Genomic DNA, 20941 nt, shown 5'->3' on the forward strand with positions numbered 1-20941 from the left:
CTCGTTGAGGACTGTGACCAGCACGGTCGCCGCTGGGGCGGCAAGTGGCCGGTCAGTGCACCAGCAGGTCGATCACGCCCGTCAGGCTCTCCTCGCCGCTGCCCTCGGCCAGGCGTCGGCGCATCAACTCGAAGTACGGGCTGAGCAGTTCCGGGCTGACACCCTGCTGCTCGGCGGTGCTCAGGAAGGTCGGTGTGCCGGCCACCTGCATGGCGAGATTGGAGACGACACCCTTGGTGTAGTCGCCGCTCCGCAACTGGTCGGCGGTCTGGTGAACTGCCGGTGCCATCGCGACGAGCCAGTCGGCGAGCAGCGGGGCGAGCGCCGCGGGGTCGATGTCCTCCTTGCGGATCAGGGCAAAGGCGTGCGCGGCCCCGGCGAACATCCCGTACATGGCGCTGAGCAGGGCCACGTCGTGCAGGGCCGCGAAGCCTGCGTCCTCGCCGACGTAGGTAGTGCCGACCGGGACGCCCAGGGTCTCCTGGTGCCGCTCGAACAGGTCCCGCGAGCCGCTGTAGAAGACGTAGCCGCCCGCTTCCGGGATGCCGATCATCGGAGGGACAGCCATGATCCCGCCGTCCAGATAGCGGGCGCCGCGCTCGCGGGCCCACTCGGCGCGGGCGCGGGCCTGGGCAGGGGTGCTGGTGGTCAGGTTGACCAGGTCCCTGCCGGCCAGGTCGGTACCGTCCAGCACCTCGTCGACCGCGGTGTCGTCCAACAGGCAAACGATTACCAGGGTGTTCGCTGCGACCGCCTCAGTGGCGCTGTCCGCGACCCTTGCACCCTCGGCGGCGAGCGCCACGGCGCGGGCCGGGGTGCGGTTCCAGACGGTGAGCGGGTGGCCGGCGGCAAGCCAGGTACGGGCCAGCGCGGTGCCCATCTCGCCGAGACCCAGCATCGTGACGGAGGTCTTCTCAACATTGTTCTGTGTCATGCCGATTAGGCTGCTCACAGGCCCGGAGGTGATCAAGTACGCACTTCGGAGTGGGTGCTTACCCCGGGGTAAGCGAGCACGTCAGAAAGGTGGGGCATGACGACTTTGAACCGGCCGGGTGCACCAGACGGACACGCCTGCGGGATCGACACTGCGATGGAGGTGATCGGCGGCAAGTGGAAGGTGCTGATCCTCTGGGCGCTCCACGAGCACCCCTGCCGCCGCTTCGGCGAGCTACGACGACTGCTTCCGGGGATCACCGAGAAGGTGCTGGCCTCGCACCTACGTGAGATGGAAGCGGACGGCGTCGTACACCGTGTCTCCTACGACGAGGTGCCGCCCCGCGTCGAATACGCGCTGACCGAGGACGGCGTGCGCCTCAACGACGCACTCCAGCCCCTGGCCGCCTGGGGACGCGAGCGGCCGACGGCTCGAGGGCTGGAGGAGAAGGCGGGCTAGTATTCCAGTGCGACTTTGTGATCTACGTGTGTGAGGGAGTGTGCCAGCGGCCAGCTCGGATTCTGCGAGGACGGCCAGTTGAGGCATCACTCTTCGTGATCGGCACGTTGGCCTCTCAGGAGATCACTCACCCGGCAGGGGGAGGCGGATCGTCCGGGCGGCCTGCGGAGGTTACATCTGCTTCGAGGACGAGGCAGGCCGACGGCACCCACCATGTCTCCCAGGCCATGCGTGAGTTGATCGCCGAGCGTGAGTGGCTGACGGTGTTTCTGCTGCCCGCCCACTCGCCCGATCTCAACCCCGTCGAGTGGGTATGGGTGCACGTCAGGCGCAGCCTGGCCAACCTCGCCGTGGTCGCCCTCGACCGGCTCGAGCCCTCGTACGCAACCGGCTCAATCGACTTCAGTACCGGCCCGACACCCTTGCCGGGTTCATGGCGGGCACCGGCCTGACCCTCGACACCCCAGCGTGACCCTAACCAGCCGAAGTCAGTAGTTCCGCAGCGCGGCCCGTGCCAGTGGTACCGATGCGCTCGGTACCACTGGCTTCTGGCCACCGACATGTTGCTTTTGAAGGTCGCCCGGTGCGGACGGTCAGAGGCGCCCTGCCACGAAGTCGGCCACCTGTGTGCCGAGTTGCTCGCCCGCGCGGTTGTCGATCGAGGTGTGCTGGCCGGACCAGATTCGGCTGAGCCACGCTTCGGTGGCGACGTCCTGGAAGCCGGAGAAGGTTCGGGTGACGCCCTTCGACGTCACCGCGAGGTGATGCCGAGCCCCGTAGACCCCGGCGAGCGCCGTTGCGGCCGCCTGGCCGAGGGCGGCGTGACCTCCGGGATCGGACGGATCCGGGGCGGTCGGCAGCAGGGGGGTCCAGTTGGGATCGCCGACGATGCGCGGGTTGTAGTGCGTACCGCCGAGCCGGATGGCGGTCACGGGCCGCCATACGAGGAAGGTGTACTTGGCGTCGTACATCGCGATCGCGGTGTCGGCGAGGGACAGGTCGAGCCGGGCGAAAACCTTCACCGCCTTGTCCAGGCTCGCTTTCTGGGAGGTGACAAGGCCCTGTGCGACCTCGTTCCAGACGATCCAGAGGGGCGCCGCCCAGAACTTCGCGGCCGCGGTCTGATCGGGGGTGCGGGCGGTGCTGGTCTTGCTCCCCAGGCGCTTGACTTCGTTCAAGGCGGTGGCGTAAGCGGCGGTGCTCACGGCCGGCGGCACCGCCGGGCGGAACTGGCGTCCGCGGGCCAGCACGAAGGGCTTGACCGAGCCCCAGTTGGTGAACACGGGTGCGGGGAAGTCGGGAGGGGTGGGCCGGTATTCACCGGGCTTGTCGCCGGGGCGGAACGGCGGCGGCTTCGCCGAGGACCCGTCGTGGGACCGCAGGCTGATCAGCCGACGGGCGACCTCGGCTCCCACAGCCATGCCCGCCTGCTTGCCCGGGCCGTTGGGAATTGCGGACAACTGGCTGCTCAGCCGCTGGTCCACGCCGGCGCGCTTGGCCGGGTACAGGGCGACCAGCACATCGTGGGCTGCCTGGTCCGCTGCGGCATCCGCACGAGCGCCTCGCGGCGCCGACACCGAGAACAAGTAGGCGGGGCCGGACCGGGTGATCGATACCACCGCGTCGTACTCGGCAGCCTGGAGGAGCGCGAAGCTGCGCGTGGGGTGGACGGTGGCCGGCTGTGCCTTCGGATCGCTGAGGATGGTGATGAGCTCGCGGTTCCATTCCACGACCGACGTCCCCGACCCCGTGGTCGCGGTGGGCAGGGCCGGCGAGTGAGCGGCGCTGGATCCGAAGGCGGGGCTGGTGAGTCCGGCTGCCAGCGCGGTTCCGGTCAGTATGGCGAGTGTCTTCTGTATTCCACCCATGTTCTGGGGCTCCTTGTCGCTGATGGTGGGCTGTGGCAGCCGTGGTCGTACACGTCGCCCATCTGGGCCACGGCTGACCACACGGTCAGCGGACATCACGGGTCGAGCGGAAAGTCCGCAGCGCGTGCCACAAAGAAGCACTCCGGACATTTACTCCGGAATAGGACGGGGATTGCCGAGCCGGTTCCCGTCCGTCGGATACCAGTGGTGGGGACGGTCGTTGACGAATCACGACTGGACTCACCGGGAGACCGGCTCATGAGGCGGCACGCGTCACCCACACCAACGTTTCGGAGGGCTGACCGGGCGCGCATGCTCCTGCAACCCGATCACCTCTTCACGTCATCAAGGTCGCTTGCCAGGTACAGCCTGCAAGGAGCCGATGCACGCCGCAACTCCGGCATCGTGGGCACCAGGGGGCGCGACATTGTTGAGCGGCCCCAGCATGTTGGTCTCGAACGGCCACGCCTCGCGCAGATTTCGTGTTGATGAGACGCCTTGAAGCGGCCCCGGGGATTGGCTTGTGCTGGGACCGGCAAGGCTGCCGGTCGAGCATGGAAGCCGTTCGCAGGCGGCATCATCGGGGCGGTAGCGTGCGGGGCCATGCCGTTTCCGGATGAGCAGGGCCAGGTCACCGTTACTGACTTGGGCTCGGCAGGGTGATCCTCCTCCAAGTCACTGATGGCTTGGACGTTGGTTGTATTTCCCGGTGTGTGAGGTGTGCGGATGGGAGCGGGCTGACCGCTGCGGGACGTCAGCGCCGTGGCCGGCGTGGGCACACCCTGGTCGTGACGGTGAGCGGGCGGCGCTCGGGTCGGCTATCGGTCGCCGGGCTGATCGCCATGCGGCCCGGGTCCCGCACCCGACTGTGCCACCGGCTGCGCACCCACCCCGCGGGCAAGGGCAAGCGCCGCAGCATAGGCGAGCGCGACTTCATCGCTCTGGTCGACGGCGTCCACCAGCTCGTCAGGGCGCCGATCGTGCTGGTGTGAGACCGGTTGAGCACCCATGTCTTCTGCATGATGCGGCAGTTGATGGCCGATCGGTAGTGGCTGACGGTGGTCCTGCTGCCCGCCTGCTCGCCCGACCTCAACCTGGTCGAGGGCGTGTGGGTGCACGTCGAACGCAGTTTGGCCAACCTCGCCGTTGTCGCCCTCGACCGCCTGGAGACGCTCGTCCGCAACAGGCTCGAACGCCTCCAGTACCGGCCCGAGGTCCTCGACGGCTTCATCGCCGGAACCGGCCTGGCCCTCGACGACTCGACGTCACCCTGACGAGCCAAAGTCAGGTAAGCGGGGACCTCACCAATGGAGCAGCACTGCCCGGGCGGACCAGTTGGAGTGGACAGGACCCGAGCACCCGGGGCCAACTGGGAGAAGAGGTCCGCTGGGGTCGTTTTCCGCGGCTGCCTGGATGCGCAGGTTCGACACCATGGAGCGCTCATGAAAGGAATGGCCGTGGCGACGGTGCCGGCAGTTTCGGCCGTGCCGCTTGCTGCCGCAAGCGGATGTCCCAGCCGGACGAGCTCGTCCGCCTGCGCCAGGCCCACATCTGGAGCGCTGTCAGCGGGCATCCCCGTATACATCGGCTCGGCCGCACCCGGCAGCGCGGCCACCGCCACTGGCACGGCCAAGGCGGCCCCGTTTGCCAGGGGCAACCTGATCAGCACCTCGAAACGCTCCAACGGCATCACTCAAGTGACCTACACCGGGCACCCGCTGCACTGCTTCGCGGGTGGCACGACGGCCGGTGACATCAGCGGCGAGGAAACCAGCGCGTCCGGCGCCGCAGTGGTCCGTCGTAAACGCGTCCCGCAACAAGGTCGAGCGCGATTGATTGGGGACTGATGACCAGGCACACGGCAGCACGGATGCCGCGTCCCGCACGAAAGGTGGCGGGCTTTTTGGCTGCGTTGCTGCCGGTCGCGGTCGCGGTGGGGGTGTATGCGTTCGGCCGCGCGCACACACCCGACTACACCAGCGGCTTTTTCGGGCGGCACGGCCGCGTCGCCGTCAACGATCTCAAGGCGCGCCTGGGTAGCGCTCTGATGGCACTCGCGGTCGTCCAGCTGCTGCTCGGGCTGTGGATGTACCGGCGCCTACCGGGAGCGGGGGCCGCGCCGCACCGGGTGCACCCCACACACCGGCTCATCGGCCTCCTTGCCTTTCTGCTCTCGCTGCCCATCGCCTACCATTGCGTCACCGCCTACGGAGTTGAGTTCACGAACAGCCGAGTGGCGGTGCACTCCATCACGGGCTGCGTCCTGTACGGCGCGTTCGTCGCCAAGGTTCTGGTGGTACACAGCCGCCGACTGCCCGGTTGGGCGCTTCCGGCCGCCGGCGGCGCCCTGGTCACCGCCATCGCACTGATGTGGTACACAGCCGCCTTGTGGTTCTTCACCCGCTCCGCCCCCGGCTTCTGACCGTGCTATCACCGAGGCCCGCCATGGCCTGCATGGCAGCCCTGTTGCAGATCGGACATCGCGTTGCCCCGTGCCATCGCCTCTCTCGGCCGCATCGGCCGCTTGCACGGCCACGGGCGTCCCCTTGGCAGCTGGGACGAGCCGGCCGCGAAACTCGTGGCCGGCCTGCACGACAGGGGTGGCGACCACACGGAGAGGTAGGACCGAGATGATGGCAAAGCCCACTTTCGTGATCGTCGGGGCGAGCCTGGCCGGCGCCAAGGCCGCCGAAGCGCTGCGCGAGCGCGGCTTCGACGGCCGTATCGTGCTCTTCGGGGACGAGCCGGAGCCGCCGTACGAGCGGCCGCCGCTGTCCAAGGGGTACCTGATGGGCAAGCAGGACCGCGAGGCGATCTTCGTGCACCCTTCGCAGTGGTACACCGACCACGAGATCGATCTGCGCCTGGACACCACAGTCACCACGATCGACCGCGAAGGGCACGCGGTCACCGCCTCCGGTGGTGAGACGACCGGCTACGACAAACTGCTGCTGGCCACCGGCGCCTCCCCACGCCGCCTTGACGTTCCCGGCGCCGACCTGGACGGTGTGCTCTATCTGCGCCGCGTCGAAGACTGCGAACGCATCAAGCACACCTTCCAGCACTCCTCCCGCATGGTGTTCGTCGGCGGGGGCTGGATCGGCCTTGAGGCGGCCGCCGCTGCCCGCGAGGCGGGCGTCCAGGCCACCATCCTCGAGCCGGGCGAGCTACCGTTGCTGCGGTTGCTGGGCCCGCAGGTCGCACCCGTCTTCGCCGACCTGCACCGAGAGCACGGCGTGGACCTGCGGCTTACCGCACAGGTCACCGAGATTGTGAACAGTGGCGGCGGAAAGGCCGCCGGGGTGCGGCTCGCGGACGGCTCCCTGATCGACGCCGACGCGGTCGTGGTCGGCATCGGCGCCATCCCCAACACCGCCTTGGCCGCTGATGCCGGGCTCCAGGTGAACAAGGGCGTCGTCGTCGACGCGGCACTGCGCACCTCGGACCCGGACATCTGCGCGGCCGGGGATGTGGCCAATGCCTTCCACCCGATGCTGGGTAAACACATCCGCGTGGAGCACTGGGCTAACGCCCTCCACCAGCCCACGGTGGCCGCGCGGTCGATGCTGGGCGAGCGCGCGTTCTACGACCGGGTGCCGTACTTCTTCACCGACCAGTACGACCTCGGCATGGAGTACGCGGGCTACATCCAGCCCGGCGGGTACGACCACGTGGTCGTACGAGGTGACTTGGGGCGCCGCGAGTTCATCGCGTTCTGGCTGGCCGAGGGCCGCGTGCTGGCTGGGATGAACGTCAACGTCTGGGATGTCAACGATGTCATCCAGCAGTTGGTCCGCTCAGGCGGCCAGGTCGACCGCGGCGCGCTCGCCGACCCGGACACGCCTCTCGACCAGCTCGTCACCGGCTGACCCGGCTTCGGCTGGTGGGAGTCAGTGGTCCGGGGTGCGGGCGTCCTTCGGGTGGCCGAGTGAGTTGGCTGCCTGAACCGGCTGGCCGCGCTTACCGAAGGCCGACGCGGCCGTCGGCGGGTACGAACCAGCGCGAACGCCACCAGGACCGGGGCCAGGGCCCCGGTCCTGGTGGCGTTCGCATCAGGCAGGCAGCAGGGACACGGACAGTTCCGTGACGGTCTGGAATGCGGACAACGGCAACAAGCTAAGGACCATTGCCCAGCACGACTCGGAAGGCGGGGGCGACAACATCAATGCCGTATCCAACGATGGCCGCGCTCTGCTGACTGGCGAGGGAACCTTGATACCCACCACCGGGCACAGCCGGCAACGGCCGATGGGGAACTGCTCGTGCATCAGCGCCTTGAGCCCGGACGGCAGCCGCGCCGCCTTCGCGGACATCGAGGGAGGCATCACCTTGTGGGACGCCAGTCCCGGTACCTCGCTGGGCGTACTGTCCGGCGGCTTTTTCCCCCGACGGCACCACGCTGGCCGCGTCGGGAGAATACGGCACGCTGCGGCTGTGGGATGTCGCCTCCCGCCAGCAACTGGGCACCAACCTGCCCACCGCCGACGACCAGATCATGTCTCTCGCCTTCAACCGCGACGGGGGCAGCCTGTACGCAGCGGGCACACATGTGCGCGTGCAACACCTCGATCTGGAACCGGCACACGTGTCCGGCACAGTGTGTCAACCTCGTGGCGGCGCCCTCTCACCGACCGAGTGGCGCATGCACCTGGTGGATATCCCTTATCAGAAAGTCTGTTGATACTCCAGCCGGACTCCGCCCAGGGAGCGGTTCCCGCATGCGGTGCTGGGCTCGATGGTGGAGGCGGTCGCCGTATGCGGCCCGGTAGATTGGGTGTGCGAGGAAGGAGCGTGAGGTGCCGGAACACAACATCGAGTTCGGGAAGTACGGTGCCCGGGGCGTCAGGGGCCACGAGGCCGTGGCACGCCAACTCGACGCGCTCGCCGGCTTCATCGCTACCCCGGTCACGACACGGCGCGGGCTGCTTGCTCGCCTGCACTACCTCACCCGTACCGACCACGCTCGCCAGGCGGCCCGCGAGGTCGGTCTGGCGGTCACCGATCGGACATTGAAGGCGTGGTTGGAGGGTAAGCGCAATCCGTCGAGGAAGAGTTTGCAGCAGGTCGAGACGGTCTACCGTACGGTGCGTCGGCACAACGTCGCCCGCTACCTGCTCGCGCGTCTCAACCGCGAAGGCCGCGGTACGAGGGTGGAGTTCCACCCGCTCAACCAGTCCCAGGTCGACCGGCCCCGCCAGCGTGTTGTGGATTACCGCTCTCTGAACGTCCGGCACTGGGACCGGATCGTCGAGGCCTGGGCTGCCGACGACGACCAGGCTCTCGACGATGCCTGGGTCAGCGACGCCGTGGTCGACCTGGGCTCGCAGTGGGGCCAGTACGAGTACGTCACCAACATCGGTTTCGCCGCCTGAGTAATCCAGTTGCTGAACACCCGGCGCAGCCGTGGTCCGCAGAAGGAGCGGCGAGCGGACGACGCGCGTGCCGCTGTCGTGGCGCTCCGCTCGCTGCTCGGAAGCGGCCGGTTACTCTACGGGGCGGCAGAACCGTCCCTCGACCAGATGCGGGAGGTCTGCGAAGCCAGCGGGGATCTCCGGGAAGGGGGCCTCACAGCGCACGGCTCGGTGCTCGATGAGGCCCTCGATGCGGAACGTACCGAAGAGGGGGCCTTCTTCGGGTGCTCCGTGGAAGGCCCTGCAGTCTCGTCCCAGAGCCCGGGGCCCTTCGGCGTGCAGCAGCACGCACCGGTACGTGGGCTCGTTCTCCTGCGCCTGAGCAGCTGTCGCGGTCGCCCATGCCGTTCCGGCCAGCGCCACCGCTGCTGCGGTGGCTGCTGCCCATCGGCCTGCCGCCGTCCAGCCTCTCCGTGTCTTCATTCAGTCCTCCAGTTGTGGTGGTCGCCGAGGTGGCTGAACTCGTCCGGCTGCCTGGCGTGCTGGGCAGACGGACGAGTTCGGTGTGAGTGCACCAAGGCTTCCTGCAGCGGGCCAAGGGTGCAGGGAAGACGTCACTCGCCAGAAACGCCCAAACCACTCTCGTTGGTGTAGCCGCGGCTTCCCGTCAAGCAGCGCTCCCCGGCGCGTGCCCCGGTCCTCTCGCCGAGAGCTGGCGCAGGCAGTGAACGAGCTCCCGCCCCGGGTGGGCGGGGGTGGTAGGGGAGAGGCTCCATGTCCACGTCCACACCTGCGCCGTGGCTCGCATTACCTGGCCTTCGTGGCGTCGTGCCATGACGGGGCGAGAGAAGCGCATGCCGCTTATGCGGACAAAGGGGGCATATTTGTATGCGACGGAAGGGGGGGAGGGCGGCGGTGGGCATGGACCTGGAGAGCATCGCCGGCGAGCTGTACGCGCTGCATCCGACCCAGTTCGTCAAGGCGCGAACGGTGCGCACGAACGAGGCACTCACAGCCGGGAGGGCCGTGCTGGCTGCCCAGATCGGCGCGCTGCGCCGCCCCACGTTGTCGGGGTGGGCCAGCAACCTGCTGGTCCAGTGGAAGCCCGATCAGGTCACCCGGCTGCTCCGCCTGGGTGAAGGCCTGCGCCAGGCCCGCCACACCCTTGACCGCGCGAAGCTGAAGAGACTGAATCGGCAGCAGCACGCCCTGGTCGACGCGCTGTCACGGCAGGCTCGCGATCTGGCTGCAGCGGCCGGACATCCCATCGGTGAGGCCGCGCAGCGAAAGGCCGAAGAGACCTTGCACGCGGCTCTCGCGGATCCGGAAGCGGCACGCGTATGGGCCTCCGGTCGGCTCGTCAAAGCCCTCGTCCCTCCCGTCGGGTTCACCGCTGCTGCAGCCGATGCACCCGCCGGCCCAGCCGCTGCACCGCACAAGGCGAGCGGACGTACGACACCGCCGAGGTCGGCCGGAACCGGGCAGCGGGCCCCTCGGTTGAAGGAGGAACACGATCAGGCTCAAGCGGCCGTCGAGCGGGCCACAGCGGCGTTGAGGGAACTCGAAGAACGAGTAACCGAACTGGCCCGGCAACTTCACGCCACGGTGGAACTGCGCCGCCGAGTCCGAAACGATCTCGCCGACGCACGCAAGCGAGTCGTGGAATCAGACCGTGCCGCACAGCAGGCACGGTCCCGACACCGCTGAGACGCGCATGGGACCGTGCCGAACGTTCGCGGGCCTGCCGGTTCCCTGATTCCGCCCGGTATCGGCAGGCCGTCGGCCTGCTGATGGGATCGCTGGCGGCGTACGCTAAACTTGATCTTGAGCTGGTCACCCGCAACTCGGGTCGGCTGGTGCTGCGTCGGTGGTCCAAGGAAAGGCGCCCCGCTTCCTGCGGGGAGATGCAGGTGCAAGACCTGCCCGGCGCTCTGATCCGAGCCCCATCCCACCCCAGGCGGGGTGGGGCCCGTGCATTGACACTGACGGCACCTGCGCACGGCGTTCGTGCACCTTCACGCCGGGGGCCCATGCAGTGGGCCGACAGCACGGTGGGGAGCATCTGCCCAGCCACTTGCTCGTCCAGGCCCCGGAGTCCTGGCGGTGAGGTCGCCGATGTACTCGCGCTCCATTCCGGACATGGCCGCGAGCACGGTGAACATGACGCCGGAGGGGTCGTGTGAGCGCGCCAACCGCGCACACGCCGAACCACTGCTCGGGGCCACCACGTCTGTAATCCTGATGGTGCGCACCGCCGTTGACGCCACTGGCCGCGTGGTCGAGATCAGCGAGATGACCACGAACGCGTCGCGATACATCCTCGAGTACGACTTCACCTCATAGCCTCAGCGCTGCCATAAACCCCTGCCGAACTGTCCGGCAGGGACTCACGGGTGCCGCCAGAAGCATCCAAAGCCGACCGCACTCAGCGTGCGGTCGGCCTCGGGGCTGTCCCTGTCGGCAACGGTCAATGGAGCAGCAGACCGGACAGAGGACAGGGGCAGGATCTCATCCGTCCGTCACAGCGCGCCGTACTCCCCGACCCGGCGGCCCGCGACCCACGTCTGGAGGACGTTCGTCTGCCACAGCGCACGTCCGCGCGGCAGGTCGAACGGGTCCGTGTCGACAAGGATGAAGTCCGCCCACTTGCCGGGCTCGAGGCTGCCGAGGACCTTCTCCTGGTGGGCCGCGTACGCCGCGTCGAGCGTGAAGGACCGCAGCGCCTCGACCGGGGTCATCGCCTGCTGCGGGTACCACCCGCCCGCCGGACTGCCGTCGCGGTCGGTGCGGGTGACCGCGGCATGCAGGCCGTCGAACGGGTTCGAGGACGAGACCGGGAAGTCCGAGCCCGACGCGACGACCGTCCCCTGGTCGAGCATCGTGCGCCAGGCGTATGCGCCCTTGATGCGCTCGGAGCCGACACGGGTCTCGGCCATGTTCATGTCGTCTGTGGCGTGCACCGGCTGCATGGAGGCGATGATCCCCAGCCGCTTGAAACGAGGAATGTCGTCCAGCGCGACGACCTGGGCGTGTTCGATGCGGTGCCGCAGCTTCTTGTCTCCCACGGTACGGAACCCGTTCTCATAGGCATCCAGCACGACGCGGTTGCCCAGGTCTCCGATGGCGTGCACCGCGACCTGGTAGCCGCCGCGCAGGACCCGCTCCACCCGCCGGTTCAGTTCGGCGGGCTCCATCTGGAGCAGCCCCTTGGTCGACGGCATGTCGCTGTACGGGGTGATCAGGGCCGCACCGTGGCTGCCCAGAGCGCCGTCGATGTACAGCTTGACCGTGCGCACGCGCAACATGTCGCGTGCGTACGAGTCGGTGCGTGCGTCCGCACCGACCTCGGTGAAGGCGTCGAAGTCGAGGAAAGCGTTCACCCGGAGGGTGAGCATCCCTTCGTCGGCGAGCTGCCGCAGAACCACGATGCCGTCCGCGCTTGTGCCGGCGTCCGAGACGGAGGTGAGACCGACGGCGCCCAGCCGTGTCTGTGCGGCCAGGGCGCGCATCCGGACGTCGTCCAAGGTGGGCACGGGCAGCTTGGAGGTGATGAACTCCTGTGCCGCGTCGACCAGTACGCCCGTCGGGTTGCCGGATGCGTCGCGCTCGACGTGGCCGCCCGACGGATCGGGGGTGTCGGCGGTGACGCCCGCAATCTGCAGCGCCTTGGTGTTGGCCACGCCCGCGTGGCCGTCGATCCGCACCAGCCATACGGGGCGGTCGGAGACCACGGCATCCAGGTCCTGGGCGGTGGGCAACCGCCCCAGACCCCAGATCACCTCGTTCCAGCCCCGGCCCTGGATCCAGGTCATCTCCGGGTGGGCCGTGGCGTAGGCGGCGAGCCGGTCCATGGCCTCCTGGAGGGACTTCGTCCCCGTGAGGTCGAGTTGGACGGCGAGCTCTCCGAGACCCCAGAGGTGCCCGTGGGCGTCATGCAGACCGGGCAGGAGTACGCGTCCCCGGCCGTCGAGACGGCGGGCGCCGCGCGCCGCGCCCGGGTCGAGGGCGGCGACCTGGCCGCTGGGGGTGACCAGCATGCTGGAGAACCGGCGCAGGCGGCCGTTGGCGATCGTGTATCCGCGTATGTTGTCCACGACCAGGGCACCGCCCTCCGTGGCCGCGCTGCGGGTCGCGGCGGCTGCAGTTCCCGCAAGCGCCGCCGGCGCGGCAGCCGCTGCGGCACCGGCGCCGAGCAGCTTGAGGAACTGGGCCCGGTCGATACGGGGGCCGGGCGGGATCGGGCAGCAAGCGTTGCACATGAGTGACTCCCAGGGGGCTGAGCATGACCGGGGGGTGGCTGCCGAACGCTCAATGATCAAAAACTAGTGAGCGAAAATCCGTCCGGTCAAGGTGTGTGCACGCTGAAAGAAACGTCTTGTCACACCGTCAAATCTGCCGATCCGGTGGCTCCCCACAGTTGATGTCCCCCACTGCCGCAGGCCGAACTCCCGTCCTGGTACGTGGCGCTGAACACTCCGGCTGTCGGTGACGCGCTGCCGTCATCGCCGCCCGCTTCACCAGCGCGGTCGGCGAGCCGCCGCTCACATATCTCACTGGCTGGCGGATGGCCCTGGCCGCGGACCTGCTGCGCGACACGGAGGACACCGTCGCCGCGGTGGCGCGCGAGGTGGGATACGAGGACGCATTCGCGTTCAGCGTGGCGTTCAAGCGGGCACGCGGGGTCAGCCCGACGGACTGCGAAGTACACGCCGGTGGCCGCCGCGACCGAGCACACCTGCTCGATCGACCCGGTCAACAACCGGCTGATCGTCCGCTACCACCTCAGCGACGGCAAGCACGTCGCGGTCTACGACCTCGCCGCCGCGACGAACGGCGACTTCTCCTCGCCGCTCGCCGACTTCAAGCAGCCGAGCCTGCCGGCGCTGTCGATGACGCTCCAGGGCTACGCAGCCTACGGCCAGTATCTGTACCTGCTCACCGGGACGTCCTACGACGCCAGCGGCGGTGTGGTGAACTCCGAGGTCACCTGTGTCGACATGAACACAGCCAAGATCGCGCAGGGCCCGGTCCTCACCAAGGCGGGCTCGACCCTCGTCTTCCGTGAGCCGGAAGGCCTAGGCATCTATCAGACGGCGGCCGGCGAGGTCCGGCTGTTCCTCGGCTTCGCCTCAGGCAACGTCGGCGACCGCCGCTCGAACCTGTTTTACAAAACGCACTCGTCTAGGGTCCGTCTTCAAAGTGATCTTGCCCAGGGCAGGAACGACGCCAGGCAGACCGCTGCTTCGTATGAGGTGGCGGTCTTGTCGTACCTGTCCGCAAGTGCCGTGGCAGGCAGCGTTTGCCCGTTGAGGAGCGGCGTCGTGGGGGCACCTCCCGCTCTGGGGGTCCCCCCGCTCGAGCGGAGCCGAGAGTGGGGGAGAAGCCGAGAGTGGGGGAGCGTGCTCTGGGGGTCCCCCCTGCTCGCGCACGTAGGGATTCCGGTCGGCGCGACCCCAGGGCCTGATGCCGACCGGTCCTGCGGCTCTCGTGGGTGTCGCGCACGATCGCAGGCGGGGCGGCTCGCTTGCCGCCCCGCCTGCGGTGAAGGGGGGTCAGGCGAGGTAATCGGCGACCAGCGCGGCGAACTCGTCCTCGGTGAGTACCCTCGTGCCGAGTTGCTCGGCCTTGGCCAGCTTGGACCCGGCACCCTCGCCGGCGACAAGGATGGTCGTCTTCTTCGACACGCTGCTGGAGGCCGTCCCGGCCGCGCGCTCGATGAGTTCGTTCATTTCGTTGCGGTTGCGTCCGGCCAGAGGCCCGTGCATGCCACCCGTGACGACGACCGTCTCGCCCGCCAGCGGCTTGCTTACCGTGTCCGCATCGTCGGCGGCGGGCTCGACCATGTTCACTCCGGCCTTGGCCAGCTTGTCGATGACCGGTCCCAGTGTGGCGACGTGAGCCGCGATCTTCGGGGCGTTGGCCCCCGGAAGCTTGTTGACCTCGGCCAGCTCATCCGCCGTGGCAGCCCGGATGGCGTCCATCGTGCCGAAGTGACGGGCGATCTCCCGCGAGAGCGTTCGGCCGGTCCGCACCACACCCAGCGCGCAGAACACCCTGCTCAGCGGCTGCTTCTTGGCCTTGGCGAGCTGGACCAGCAGCGAGTCGGCGCGCTTGTCGCTTCCGGTCGCCTCGGCGAGCTGCTCCCGGGTGAGGAAGAACAGATCGGCGACGTCGTCGACCAGACCGGCCTCGACGAGAGCCTCCAGATAGGTCACGCCCAGACCGTCGATATCGAGCTGGTCGCGGCCCACGGCGTACCTCAAGGACGGGATCTTTCCGCACCCGCCGCTCGCCCCGCCCGCGCATTCCCACCGTTCACCGGACTTGTCGATGTCCCCGCCGCATCCCGGGCACGCCTCGGGCAGGACGATGTCGGTCTCCTCGCCCGTACGCAGAGTCACCACGGGCGCTTCGACGCGCGGGATGATGTCGCCCGCTTTGTAGAGCAGGACGGTGTCGCCCACCTTCAGGTCGCTGTTGCGGATGAAGGCGGGGTTGTGCAGTGTCGCGTAGGTGACGGTGCTGCCGTCGACCTCCACCGGCTCCAGCACGGCGCGCGGGGCGATGTGTCCGGTGCGGCCTATGTTCCACTCGACCGCGAGGAGCTTGGTCTGCGCCTCCACGGGCGGCAGCTTGTAGGCGATGGCCCAGTGCGGGTGACGCGTGCCGAAACCGGCAGCCTGCTGCTCGGCGTAGTCGTTGGCCTTGATCACCACTCCGTCGATCCCGAACGGCAACTCGGGGCGCAGCTGCTGTATCTCCTCGACGCGGGCCTGCGCCTGGGCCAGCGTGGCGTACACGCGCAGCCCGATGTCGGTGGCGGAGGTGGTCTGCACACCCAGGGCGGCGACCTGACTCATGACGGCCTCGTGGCTGGTGCCGGTGAGGAAGCCGGCGCCGTCCAGCTCCAACGCCCCGTAGGCGAAGAAGGTGGTCTTGATGGTGTACGGCCGGTCCTTGGCTCGCAGAGTTCCGGCCGTGCCGTTGCGCGGGTTGGAGAAGACCTTCGCGTGGTGCGCGGCGCGGATCTCGTTCGCCTTCTCGAACTGGTCCCGGGTCAGCAGGACCTCACCGCGGATCTCCACGGTGGCGCCGCCGGGCACCTGGGCGGGAAGGCCGATGATCGAGCCGATCGCGTGGCTGAGGTCCTCACCATGCGTGCCGTTCCCCCGTCCGACGAGCTGCACCAGGCGCCCGTCGCGGTAGCGCGCCGCCATCGCAGCCCCGTCCAGCTTCGGCTCCACCGCGTAGCCACCCTCCACCGGGTGGTCGATCCGGCGGGCCAGGGACGCGTCCCATTTCACCAGGCCCTCGGCGTCGAAGACGTTGTCGAGGGAGAGCATGGCCACGGTGTGCGCCACATCGCCCACGCCGCCGCTGACCTTCCCGGTGGGGGAGTCCGCCCGGACGTGGTCGGGGTGCGCCAGTTCGTAGGCGGCGATGCCGCGGGCGAGGACGTCATAGGAGGCGTCGTCGAGGGTGGTGTCCCCGTCCCCGTAGTACGCCGCGCTCGCGGCGAGGGCCTGCTCGACCGCGTGGTCGTAGGAGGCGCGGTCGGTCAGCGAAAGGGCAGGTGCGGCAGTCGTCATGCGGTGATCCTTGCGTAGGGGTCTGACAATCGGGTTCCGCACGCTCGTGAAAGGCGCTATGACAGAAGCCGGGCAGCGCTGAGAACGCCCGGTCTCCGGCGCCACGCCGGTGCCCGATTCCACCGCGTCACACCGCTGCCGCCACCACCCACCTCCGAGTACCTACTTGGCCAGACCGGTCAAGTAGGTACTCATTCACAGCACCGGGCGGGCGAGGCCAGGAGCCCGGCCACCGAAGTTCGACAAAACCGACTGCCGCGAGCGCCACGCCGTCGAATGCGGGATCAACCGCCACAAGCGACCGGGCCGTAGCTACGAGGTACGACAGCTTGCGGTCCGTTATGAGGCGAGCGTGCTGGTCGCGGTCCTCAACGAGTGGCTGTGAGCCGGCACCGTCCTCGTGGCGCGGGAAGTTCAGCGGTGGCTCAGAACGTTGACCACGCGGCCGTTGGGGTCGCGGACGAAGAACCGCCGTACGCCCCACTCCTCGTCCTGCAGGGGGTGAATGATCTCCGCGCCGCTGTCCCGCATGATGGTGTAAGCCGCCTCGACGTCGTCGACTTCGACGCTCACATCAGGGGTGACCGGGGCGGTTTTGTCGCCGGTCACAACGCTGACCTGGGCCGCCGGGTTGGATGGCGAGGCAAGCGTCATAATCCAGCCGAGATTCATGACTTCTTCAAAGCCCAGCAGGCCATAGAACTCCCGGCTCTCCTTCGCAGCCTCTGACTGAATGATGGGCATGACACGGCGAACGGCCATTGACGACTCCTGAAGAGAACACACACGGATCCAACACTGTCCAGGGGTACTACGGTCCGTCCGTCGCCGCACGCACTTTCGCGACACGGCTTTTAGCGGGATGAGCCGTCCAGGACGTGCCCGTAGACGGTGGCGTTGCCCGCCCGATCAAGCGCCGTCGATGCGGTCGAGCAGCGCCCGGGCCTCGGCGGTGCGGCGGTGGTCCGGGCCGAAGGCGGCAAGACAGGTGTCGTGGGCAGCCGCGGCCCGGGTGCGGGCCTCGGTACCGTGGCCCAGCCCCAGGAGGGCGGTGGCCATTGCCAGTTCGACCGCACCGGAATCCGGGCGGTGCTGCTCCTTGGGCAGGCTCCGGTGCAGCTCGTCGGCGCGTTCCGCCTCGACAAGAGCCTCACCGTGGCGGGCTTGGGCGTTGAGACTGCGGGCCAGGCCGAGCTGCAGAACCAGGGTGAACCGGTCCGGTACGCGATGGGTGGCGATGGCTTCACGGGCGAGCGCCTCGGCCTCCGGGTGGCGGCCCTGCGCGTTGAGCGCGTACACCAGTCCGTTGCGGGCGGCCGCCGCTATGAATGGCATCTCCGGCCCCGTGCCGCGGGCCGCGGCACGGGCGACAGCGGCGCACTCTTCCTCGCATTCGACGTGCCGGGCGAGCGCGCTCAGTGTCTGGGCGCGGTTCGAGCGCAGTTGCAGGGTCTGCGGGTGTTCGACGCCGAAGATCCTGCCGAAGACCGGCAGCAGTGCGTCATATGTGGAAGCGGCCTCAGCATGGCGGCCCTGGGCGTCCGTCGCGAGCGCGGCGATGCTCAGCGCCAACGGTGCGTACGGGTCGTCGCGCGGCCGGGACCGGGCCGCGGCCACGGCGCGGGCCTCGGCCTCCGCCTCGGCATAATCCCCGGCTTGGTACAAGGCTGTGGCCTGCGTCAACGGCGATCTCGTCTTTCGCCCGGCGTCGTTTCGGCCGCGCGACCCGAAGAGTTTCATCGGCAACTCCTTGCGTGGAAACCCCGGCTTCAGCCGGGGGAGGAAACGCCCCGGCCACGGTGCCGGGTAGTGGTGAAGTGTGCCCCACCGGCGATCCAACGCATCATGCGGGAGTCCTCCCGGACAACGCGATCGCTGGTGGGCGTGGAGTGCCACCGGACCGGGCAGGGGGCCGACCTGGCAGTCGCCCAGCACCGTGAAACTCAGAACGAAGGTCACTCGCGGGGCCGACAGCGCGGCTGCGGCCCTGGGTAAGGTGTTCAAGCCGGCCGAGTCCAGCCAGGCCCGCTGGCGCGCGATCACGGCCCCCATCGCGTCGCCCTCGTCCCGCAACGGCACCCGCTTCAAGAACGGTCACCTCGTCGAACGCCCCGCGGTCACCGCAGTCCGAACAACCGCGCTGATCGGTAACGACAATCACTCACCAGGAAGGCACCTCGGCATGACCACCAAATACGACGTCAAGCGCGAGCTCAAGAAGTGCTACTCACCCAAGAACACTGACTGGGAGCTTGTCGACATCCCCGAGCTCCATTTCCTCGCCATCGACGGGCACGGCGACCCGAACACCAGCGCCGCGTACGGCCGCGCGGTCGAGGCGCTCTACGCGGTTGCCTATACCGTTAAGTTCGCGAGTAAAGGCGAGCTCGACAAGGACTTTGTCGTGGGCCCACTTGAGGGACTGTGGTGGGCGGACGACATGGACGACTTCCTGGCCAGGCTCAAGGACAACTGGCGTTGGAGACTGCTCATCAACGTCCCTGACTGGATCACTGGCGACATGATCGAAGACGCCAGGCACACCGCCCTAATCAAGAAGAACCTTCCGGTCATTGCGGACGTTCGGTCAGAGACGCTACACGAGGGCACCAGCGCCCAGGTCCTCCACATCGGCCCTTACGACGACGAGACACCGATCCTGACCAGGCTCCACCACGAGTACCTCCCCGCCAACAACCTGCGGGAGGCGGGGCTGCACCACGAGATCTACCTCAGCGACCCACGCAGGACTGACCCCGCCAAGCTCAGGACGATCCTGCGGCAACCCGTAGAAGCGCAATCCGGTTGAGCGGCGTCGACGTGTCAGCGGAGGCCGATGCCCGCTGGCGAGGTTGGACAACAGTGCTCGTCGAACGACCAGAAGAAATCTCGGTCTGACCGGCGAAGAGCAGGCCGGGCACGTCCTGGTCCTGGAACCGGACGGACCCCATCGGCACGAGGCGGTCCTGTACGTGCGGCACCACTTGCCGCGCACCGACGGCGGCGTCTACCGGGACCGGCGCTACGGCGAGTTCTGGGTCGGCCGGCGCCCCGGCCTCGACGAGACCGAGCGCATGACCGGCATCCGCTGCGCCCGGCCTCGGTGACCAGGGAATGCTGCCGCCGGGCCGCGACGCCACGGTCGATGCGGAACTCTCCGTGGTCCTGAACGAGTTGAGGCTGATCGAGGGTGCCTGGGAAGTGGGTCAACTGCAGTTCGCCGCGGATCACACCGTCGCCGGTTTCGAAGACGTGGTGCGTGATCTGCCGCGCGTCCTCGCCCACCCGCGCGGCGAGGCGGAGATCTGTCTGGACGGGGTGTCGGAGGAGGGGCGGGTGCTGACGGTCGAGCCCGGCCTCTACCTCCAGCCCGACGACGACACGCTGCCCGACCAACTGCTGGGCATCGGCGTGCGCATCGAGGACGACCTGGTCAACACCCCCGAAGGAGCTCGGTTGACGTCAGGTGCCCTGGCGCGCACTCCGGACGTGATCGAGGCGTGGTTGGGGGAGCTGATCGAGAGTCGCTGAGCCTCTTGGCAAGGGTAGTGCAATGTGAAATATTACTTCGCGTGCCCACGAGAAGCTCTGCGGATCTCATCGTCATCGGGGCGGGTGTGGTCGGCGCGGCCTGCGCCTACTACGCGGCCCGCTCCGGCATCTCCGTCACCGTGATTGACCGTGGTGCCGTCGCGGGTGGGACCACGGGAGCCGGTGAGGGCAATCTGCTGGTCTCCGACAAGGAACCCGGCCCCGAGCTCGAACTGGCCCTGCTGTCCGTACGGTTGTGGCGTGAGCTGTCCGACCTTCTGCCACCCCGGATCGAGTACGAGGCCAAGGGCGGGCTGGTTGTCGCTTCCGACGAGGCGTCCATGGCAGCCCTGCGGGGCTTCGCCGCCCGGCAGGAACGCGCGGGCGTGAAGGCGGAGCAGGCCACGGTCGACCAGCTCCGTGACCTGGAACCACACCTCGCCCCGGACCTGGCGGGCGGCTTCCACTACCCGCAGGACGCCCAGGTGCAGCCCGCACTCGCCGCAGCGCATCTGCTGCGCGCCGCGGGCGGGCAGGGCTCCGGCGGGGTGCGCCTGCGGCTCGGTGAGGAGGTGATTGGCGTCCTGACGGGTGCGAACGGGGAGGTACGGGGCGTACGCACGGCGAGCGGTGACGTGCGCGCTCCGTACATCGTGAACGCCGCCGGGAGCTGGGGCGGTGAACTCGCCCGGCTTGCCGGCGTGGGCCTGCCCGTGCTGCCCCGGCGCGGCTTCGTCCTGGTCACCGAGCCGCTGCCGCGCGTAGTGCGGCGCAAGGTGTACGCGGCCGACTATGTCGCCGATGTCGCCAGCGGATCGGCGGCGCTGCAGACTTCCGCCGTCGTCGAGGGCACCCCGTCGGGACCGGTCCTGATCGGTGCGAGCAGGGAACGGGTCGGCTTCGACCGCACGCTGTCGGTGGAGGCGCTGCGCCGCCTCGCGGCCCAGGCCACACGGCTGTTCCCGGTGCTCGCCGGGGTGCGCGCGATGCGGACGTACGCCGGATTCCGCCCGTACCTGCCCGACCATCTGCCCGCGATCGGCCCGGACCCCCGCGTTCCCGGACTGCTGCACGCCTGCGGCCACGAGGGTGCGGGGATCGGACTCGCCCCCGCAACCGGGCTGATCGTCGCCCGAGTTCTGTCCGGTGGCCAACTCCCGCTGGACATCGAGCCGTTCAGACCGCACCGGTTCGATGCAGCGGGATGAC

The 20941-nt window shown here is 68.6% G+C and carries 16 protein-coding genes, 1 tRNA gene and 8 pseudogenes; 17 read left to right on the forward strand and 8 right to left on the reverse strand.

The annotated features are described in order from the left end of the window. Positions 1–52: 52 nt before the first annotated feature. On the reverse strand, positions 53–934 hold the full coding sequence (locus BIV24_RS27950) for an NAD(P)-dependent oxidoreductase (protein ID WP_071369247.1): 882 nt from the start codon (positions 932–934) through the stop codon (positions 53–55). Positions 935–1030: 96 nt separating this feature from the next. Between BIV24_RS27950 and BIV24_RS27955 the strand changes: the two genes are divergently transcribed. Further along, on the forward strand, positions 1031–1393 hold the full coding sequence (locus tag BIV24_RS27955; RefSeq protein ID WP_071369248.1) for a winged helix-turn-helix transcriptional regulator: 363 nt from the start codon (positions 1031–1033) through the stop codon (positions 1391–1393). 212 nt (positions 1394–1605) lie between these two features. Beyond that, positions 1606–1865: pseudogene (locus tag BIV24_RS27960) on the forward strand (transposase); the annotation flags it as partial. A gap of 121 nt (positions 1866–1986) precedes the next feature. Here BIV24_RS27960 and BIV24_RS27965 read toward each other — a convergent pair. After that, on the reverse strand, positions 1987–3261 hold the full coding sequence (locus tag BIV24_RS27965) for a vanadium-dependent haloperoxidase (RefSeq protein WP_071369249.1): 1275 nt from the start codon (positions 3259–3261) through the stop codon (positions 1987–1989). 761 nt (positions 3262–4022) lie between these two features. Between BIV24_RS27965 and BIV24_RS27970 the strand changes: the two are divergent. The 3 genes and pseudogenes from BIV24_RS27970 to BIV24_RS27980 all read left to right on the forward strand — a co-directional run. Beyond that, positions 4023–4535, forward strand: a pseudogene (locus tag BIV24_RS27970) (transposase); the annotation flags it as partial. Between the two features lie 572 nt (positions 4536–5107). Continuing rightward, positions 5108–5683: a DUF6529 family protein gene (locus BIV24_RS27975; protein ID WP_079168580.1), complete on the forward strand. Its 576-nt coding sequence runs from the start codon at positions 5108–5110 to the stop codon at positions 5681–5683. Between the two features lie 208 nt (positions 5684–5891). Further along, the gene (locus BIV24_RS27980) at positions 5892–7130 is read left to right on the forward strand and encodes an NAD(P)/FAD-dependent oxidoreductase (RefSeq protein ID WP_071369251.1); all 1239 of its coding nucleotides are present in this window, start codon (positions 5892–5894) and stop codon (positions 7128–7130) included. Positions 7131–7313: 183 nt separating this feature from the next. Here BIV24_RS27980 and BIV24_RS27985 read toward each other — a convergent pair whose 3' ends face one another. Continuing rightward, positions 7314–7574, reverse strand: coding sequence for a hypothetical protein (locus tag BIV24_RS27985; protein WP_071369252.1), 261 nt, complete (start codon positions 7572–7574; stop codon positions 7314–7316). Between the two features lie 68 nt (positions 7575–7642). On the opposite strand from BIV24_RS27985, the pseudogene BIV24_RS36575 reads away from it, so the two are divergent. Both BIV24_RS36575 and BIV24_RS27990 read left to right on the forward strand, forming a co-directional pair. Further along, positions 7643–7942 (forward strand): annotated as a pseudogene (locus BIV24_RS36575) (WD40 repeat domain-containing protein); the annotation flags it as partial. 115 nt (positions 7943–8057) lie between these two features. Next, positions 8058–8633: a transcriptional regulator gene (locus BIV24_RS27990; RefSeq protein WP_071369253.1), complete on the forward strand. Its 576-nt coding sequence runs from the start codon at positions 8058–8060 to the stop codon at positions 8631–8633. 111 nt (positions 8634–8744) lie between these two features. Here the strand turns inward: BIV24_RS27990 and BIV24_RS34010 are convergent, their stop codons facing one another. Further along, positions 8745–9095, reverse strand: coding sequence for a hypothetical protein (locus BIV24_RS34010; RefSeq protein ID WP_143064677.1), 351 nt, complete (start codon positions 9093–9095; stop codon positions 8745–8747). A gap of 405 nt (positions 9096–9500) precedes the next feature. Here BIV24_RS34010 and BIV24_RS28000 point away from each other — a divergent pair, with 405 nt between their 5' ends. The 3 genes from BIV24_RS28000 (at position 9501) to BIV24_RS33660 (ending at position 10955) form a co-directional block, all read left to right on the forward strand. Further along, positions 9501–10319 carry a nucleotide exchange factor GrpE gene (locus BIV24_RS28000; RefSeq protein WP_177198841.1) on the forward strand — a complete coding sequence of 273 codons (819 nt, stop codon included), beginning with the start codon at positions 9501–9503 and terminating at the stop codon, positions 10317–10319. Positions 10320–10473: 154 nt separating this feature from the next. Further along, a tRNA-Gly gene (locus BIV24_RS34630) sits at positions 10474–10543 on the forward strand. Positions 10544–10751: 208 nt separating this feature from the next. Continuing rightward, positions 10752–10955 (forward strand): GntR family transcriptional regulator, encoded by a 204-nt coding sequence (locus tag BIV24_RS33660; protein ID WP_245766969.1) that lies wholly within the window; start codon positions 10752–10754, stop codon positions 10953–10955. A 176-nt stretch (positions 10956–11131) separates the two neighbouring features. Here BIV24_RS33660 and BIV24_RS28010 read toward each other — a convergent pair whose 3' ends face one another. Further along, positions 11132–12871 (reverse strand): amidohydrolase, encoded by a 1740-nt coding sequence (locus BIV24_RS28010; protein ID WP_079168582.1) that lies wholly within the window; start codon positions 12869–12871, stop codon positions 11132–11134. A 174-nt stretch (positions 12872–13045) separates the two neighbouring features. Here BIV24_RS28010 and BIV24_RS32640 point away from each other — a divergent pair. Beyond that, positions 13046–13323 (forward strand): annotated as a pseudogene (locus tag BIV24_RS32640) (helix-turn-helix transcriptional regulator); the annotation flags it as partial. A gap of 1 nt (position 13324) precedes the next feature. Next, positions 13325–13717, forward strand: a pseudogene (locus BIV24_RS36305) (phage baseplate protein); the annotation flags it as partial. 447 nt (positions 13718–14164) lie between these two features. Here the strand turns inward: BIV24_RS36305 and ligA are convergent. Further along, entirely contained in the window at positions 14165–16201 is a 2037-nt protein-coding gene (ligA, locus tag BIV24_RS28015) for an NAD-dependent DNA ligase LigA (RefSeq protein ID WP_071369257.1), read from the reverse strand. A 220-nt stretch (positions 16202–16421) separates the two neighbouring features. Here ligA and BIV24_RS36580 point away from each other — a divergent pair. Beyond that, positions 16422–16586, forward strand: a pseudogene (locus BIV24_RS36580) (IS5 family transposase); the annotation flags it as partial. A 29-nt stretch (positions 16587–16615) separates the two neighbouring features. Here BIV24_RS36580 and BIV24_RS28020 read toward each other — a convergent pair. Together BIV24_RS28020 and BIV24_RS28025 are read right to left on the reverse strand one after the other, a co-directional pair. Beyond that, positions 16616–16963: a VOC family protein gene (locus BIV24_RS28020; RefSeq protein WP_071369258.1), complete on the reverse strand. Its 348-nt coding sequence runs from the start codon at positions 16961–16963 to the stop codon at positions 16616–16618. 147 nt (positions 16964–17110) lie between these two features. Next, the gene (locus tag BIV24_RS28025; protein WP_342745289.1) at positions 17111–17884 is read right to left on the reverse strand and encodes a tetratricopeptide repeat protein; all 774 of its coding nucleotides are present in this window, start codon (positions 17882–17884) and stop codon (positions 17111–17113) included. Between the two features lie 247 nt (positions 17885–18131). Here BIV24_RS28025 and BIV24_RS36585 point away from each other — a divergent pair. The 4 genes and pseudogenes from BIV24_RS36585 to BIV24_RS28045 form a co-directional block, all read left to right on the forward strand. Continuing rightward, positions 18132–18326 (forward strand): annotated as a pseudogene (locus BIV24_RS36585) (IS256 family transposase); the annotation flags it as partial. Positions 18327–18383: 57 nt separating this feature from the next. Further along, the gene (locus BIV24_RS28030; RefSeq protein WP_071369292.1) at positions 18384–19010 is read left to right on the forward strand and encodes a GyrI-like domain-containing protein; all 627 of its coding nucleotides are present in this window, start codon (positions 18384–18386) and stop codon (positions 19008–19010) included. An 82-nt stretch (positions 19011–19092) separates the two neighbouring features. Beyond that, positions 19093–19732 (forward strand): annotated as a pseudogene (locus tag BIV24_RS32650) (hypothetical protein); the annotation flags it as partial. A gap of 41 nt (positions 19733–19773) precedes the next feature. After that, the gene (locus tag BIV24_RS28045) at positions 19774–20940 is read left to right on the forward strand and encodes an NAD(P)/FAD-dependent oxidoreductase (RefSeq protein WP_071369262.1); all 1167 of its coding nucleotides are present in this window, start codon (positions 19774–19776) and stop codon (positions 20938–20940) included. The last annotated feature ends 1 nt before the right edge of the window (position 20941 follow it).

It is taken from the genome of Streptomyces colonosanans (genome assembly GCF_001866645.1).
Taxonomy (GTDB): domain Bacteria; phylum Actinomycetota; class Actinomycetes; order Streptomycetales; family Streptomycetaceae; genus Streptomyces; species Streptomyces colonosanans.

Bases quoted from the DNA above. Each gene is read 5' to 3' on its own strand.
- BIV24_RS27950 (WP_071369247.1), bottom strand. From the start codon at position 934: ATGACACAGAACAATGTTGAGAAGACCTCCGTCACGATGCTGGGTCTC.
- BIV24_RS27955 (WP_071369248.1), top strand. From the start codon at position 1,031: ATGACGACTTTGAACCGGCCGGGTGCACCAGACGGACACGCCTGCGGG.
- BIV24_RS28000 (WP_177198841.1), top strand. From the start codon at position 9,501: ATGCGACGGAAGGGGGGGAGGGCGGCGGTGGGCATGGACCTGGAGAGC.
- BIV24_RS27980 (WP_071369251.1), top strand. From the start codon at position 5,892: ATGATGGCAAAGCCCACTTTCGTGATCGTCGGGGCGAGCCTGGCCGGC.
- BIV24_RS28020 (WP_071369258.1), bottom strand. From the start codon at position 16,963: ATGGCCGTTCGCCGTGTCATGCCCATCATTCAGTCAGAGGCTGCGAAG.
- BIV24_RS27975 (WP_079168580.1), top strand. From the start codon at position 5,108: ATGACCAGGCACACGGCAGCACGGATGCCGCGTCCCGCACGAAAGGTG.
- BIV24_RS33660 (WP_245766969.1), top strand. From the start codon at position 10,752: ATGGCCGCGAGCACGGTGAACATGACGCCGGAGGGGTCGTGTGAGCGC.
- BIV24_RS27985 (WP_071369252.1), bottom strand. From the start codon at position 7,574: ATGTCCGCGAAGGCGGCGCGGCTGCCGTCCGGGCTCAAGGCGCTGATG.
- BIV24_RS27965 (WP_071369249.1), bottom strand. From the start codon at position 3,261: ATGGGTGGAATACAGAAGACACTCGCCATACTGACCGGAACCGCGCTG.
- BIV24_RS28010 (WP_079168582.1), bottom strand. From the start codon at position 12,871: ATGTGCAACGCTTGCTGCCCGATCCCGCCCGGCCCCCGTATCGACCGG.
- BIV24_RS34010 (WP_143064677.1), bottom strand. From the start codon at position 9,095: ATGAAGACACGGAGAGGCTGGACGGCGGCAGGCCGATGGGCAGCAGCC.
- BIV24_RS28030 (WP_071369292.1), top strand. From the start codon at position 18,384: ATGACCACCAAATACGACGTCAAGCGCGAGCTCAAGAAGTGCTACTCA.
- ligA (WP_071369257.1), bottom strand. From the start codon at position 16,201: ATGACGACTGCCGCACCTGCCCTTTCGCTGACCGACCGCGCCTCCTAC.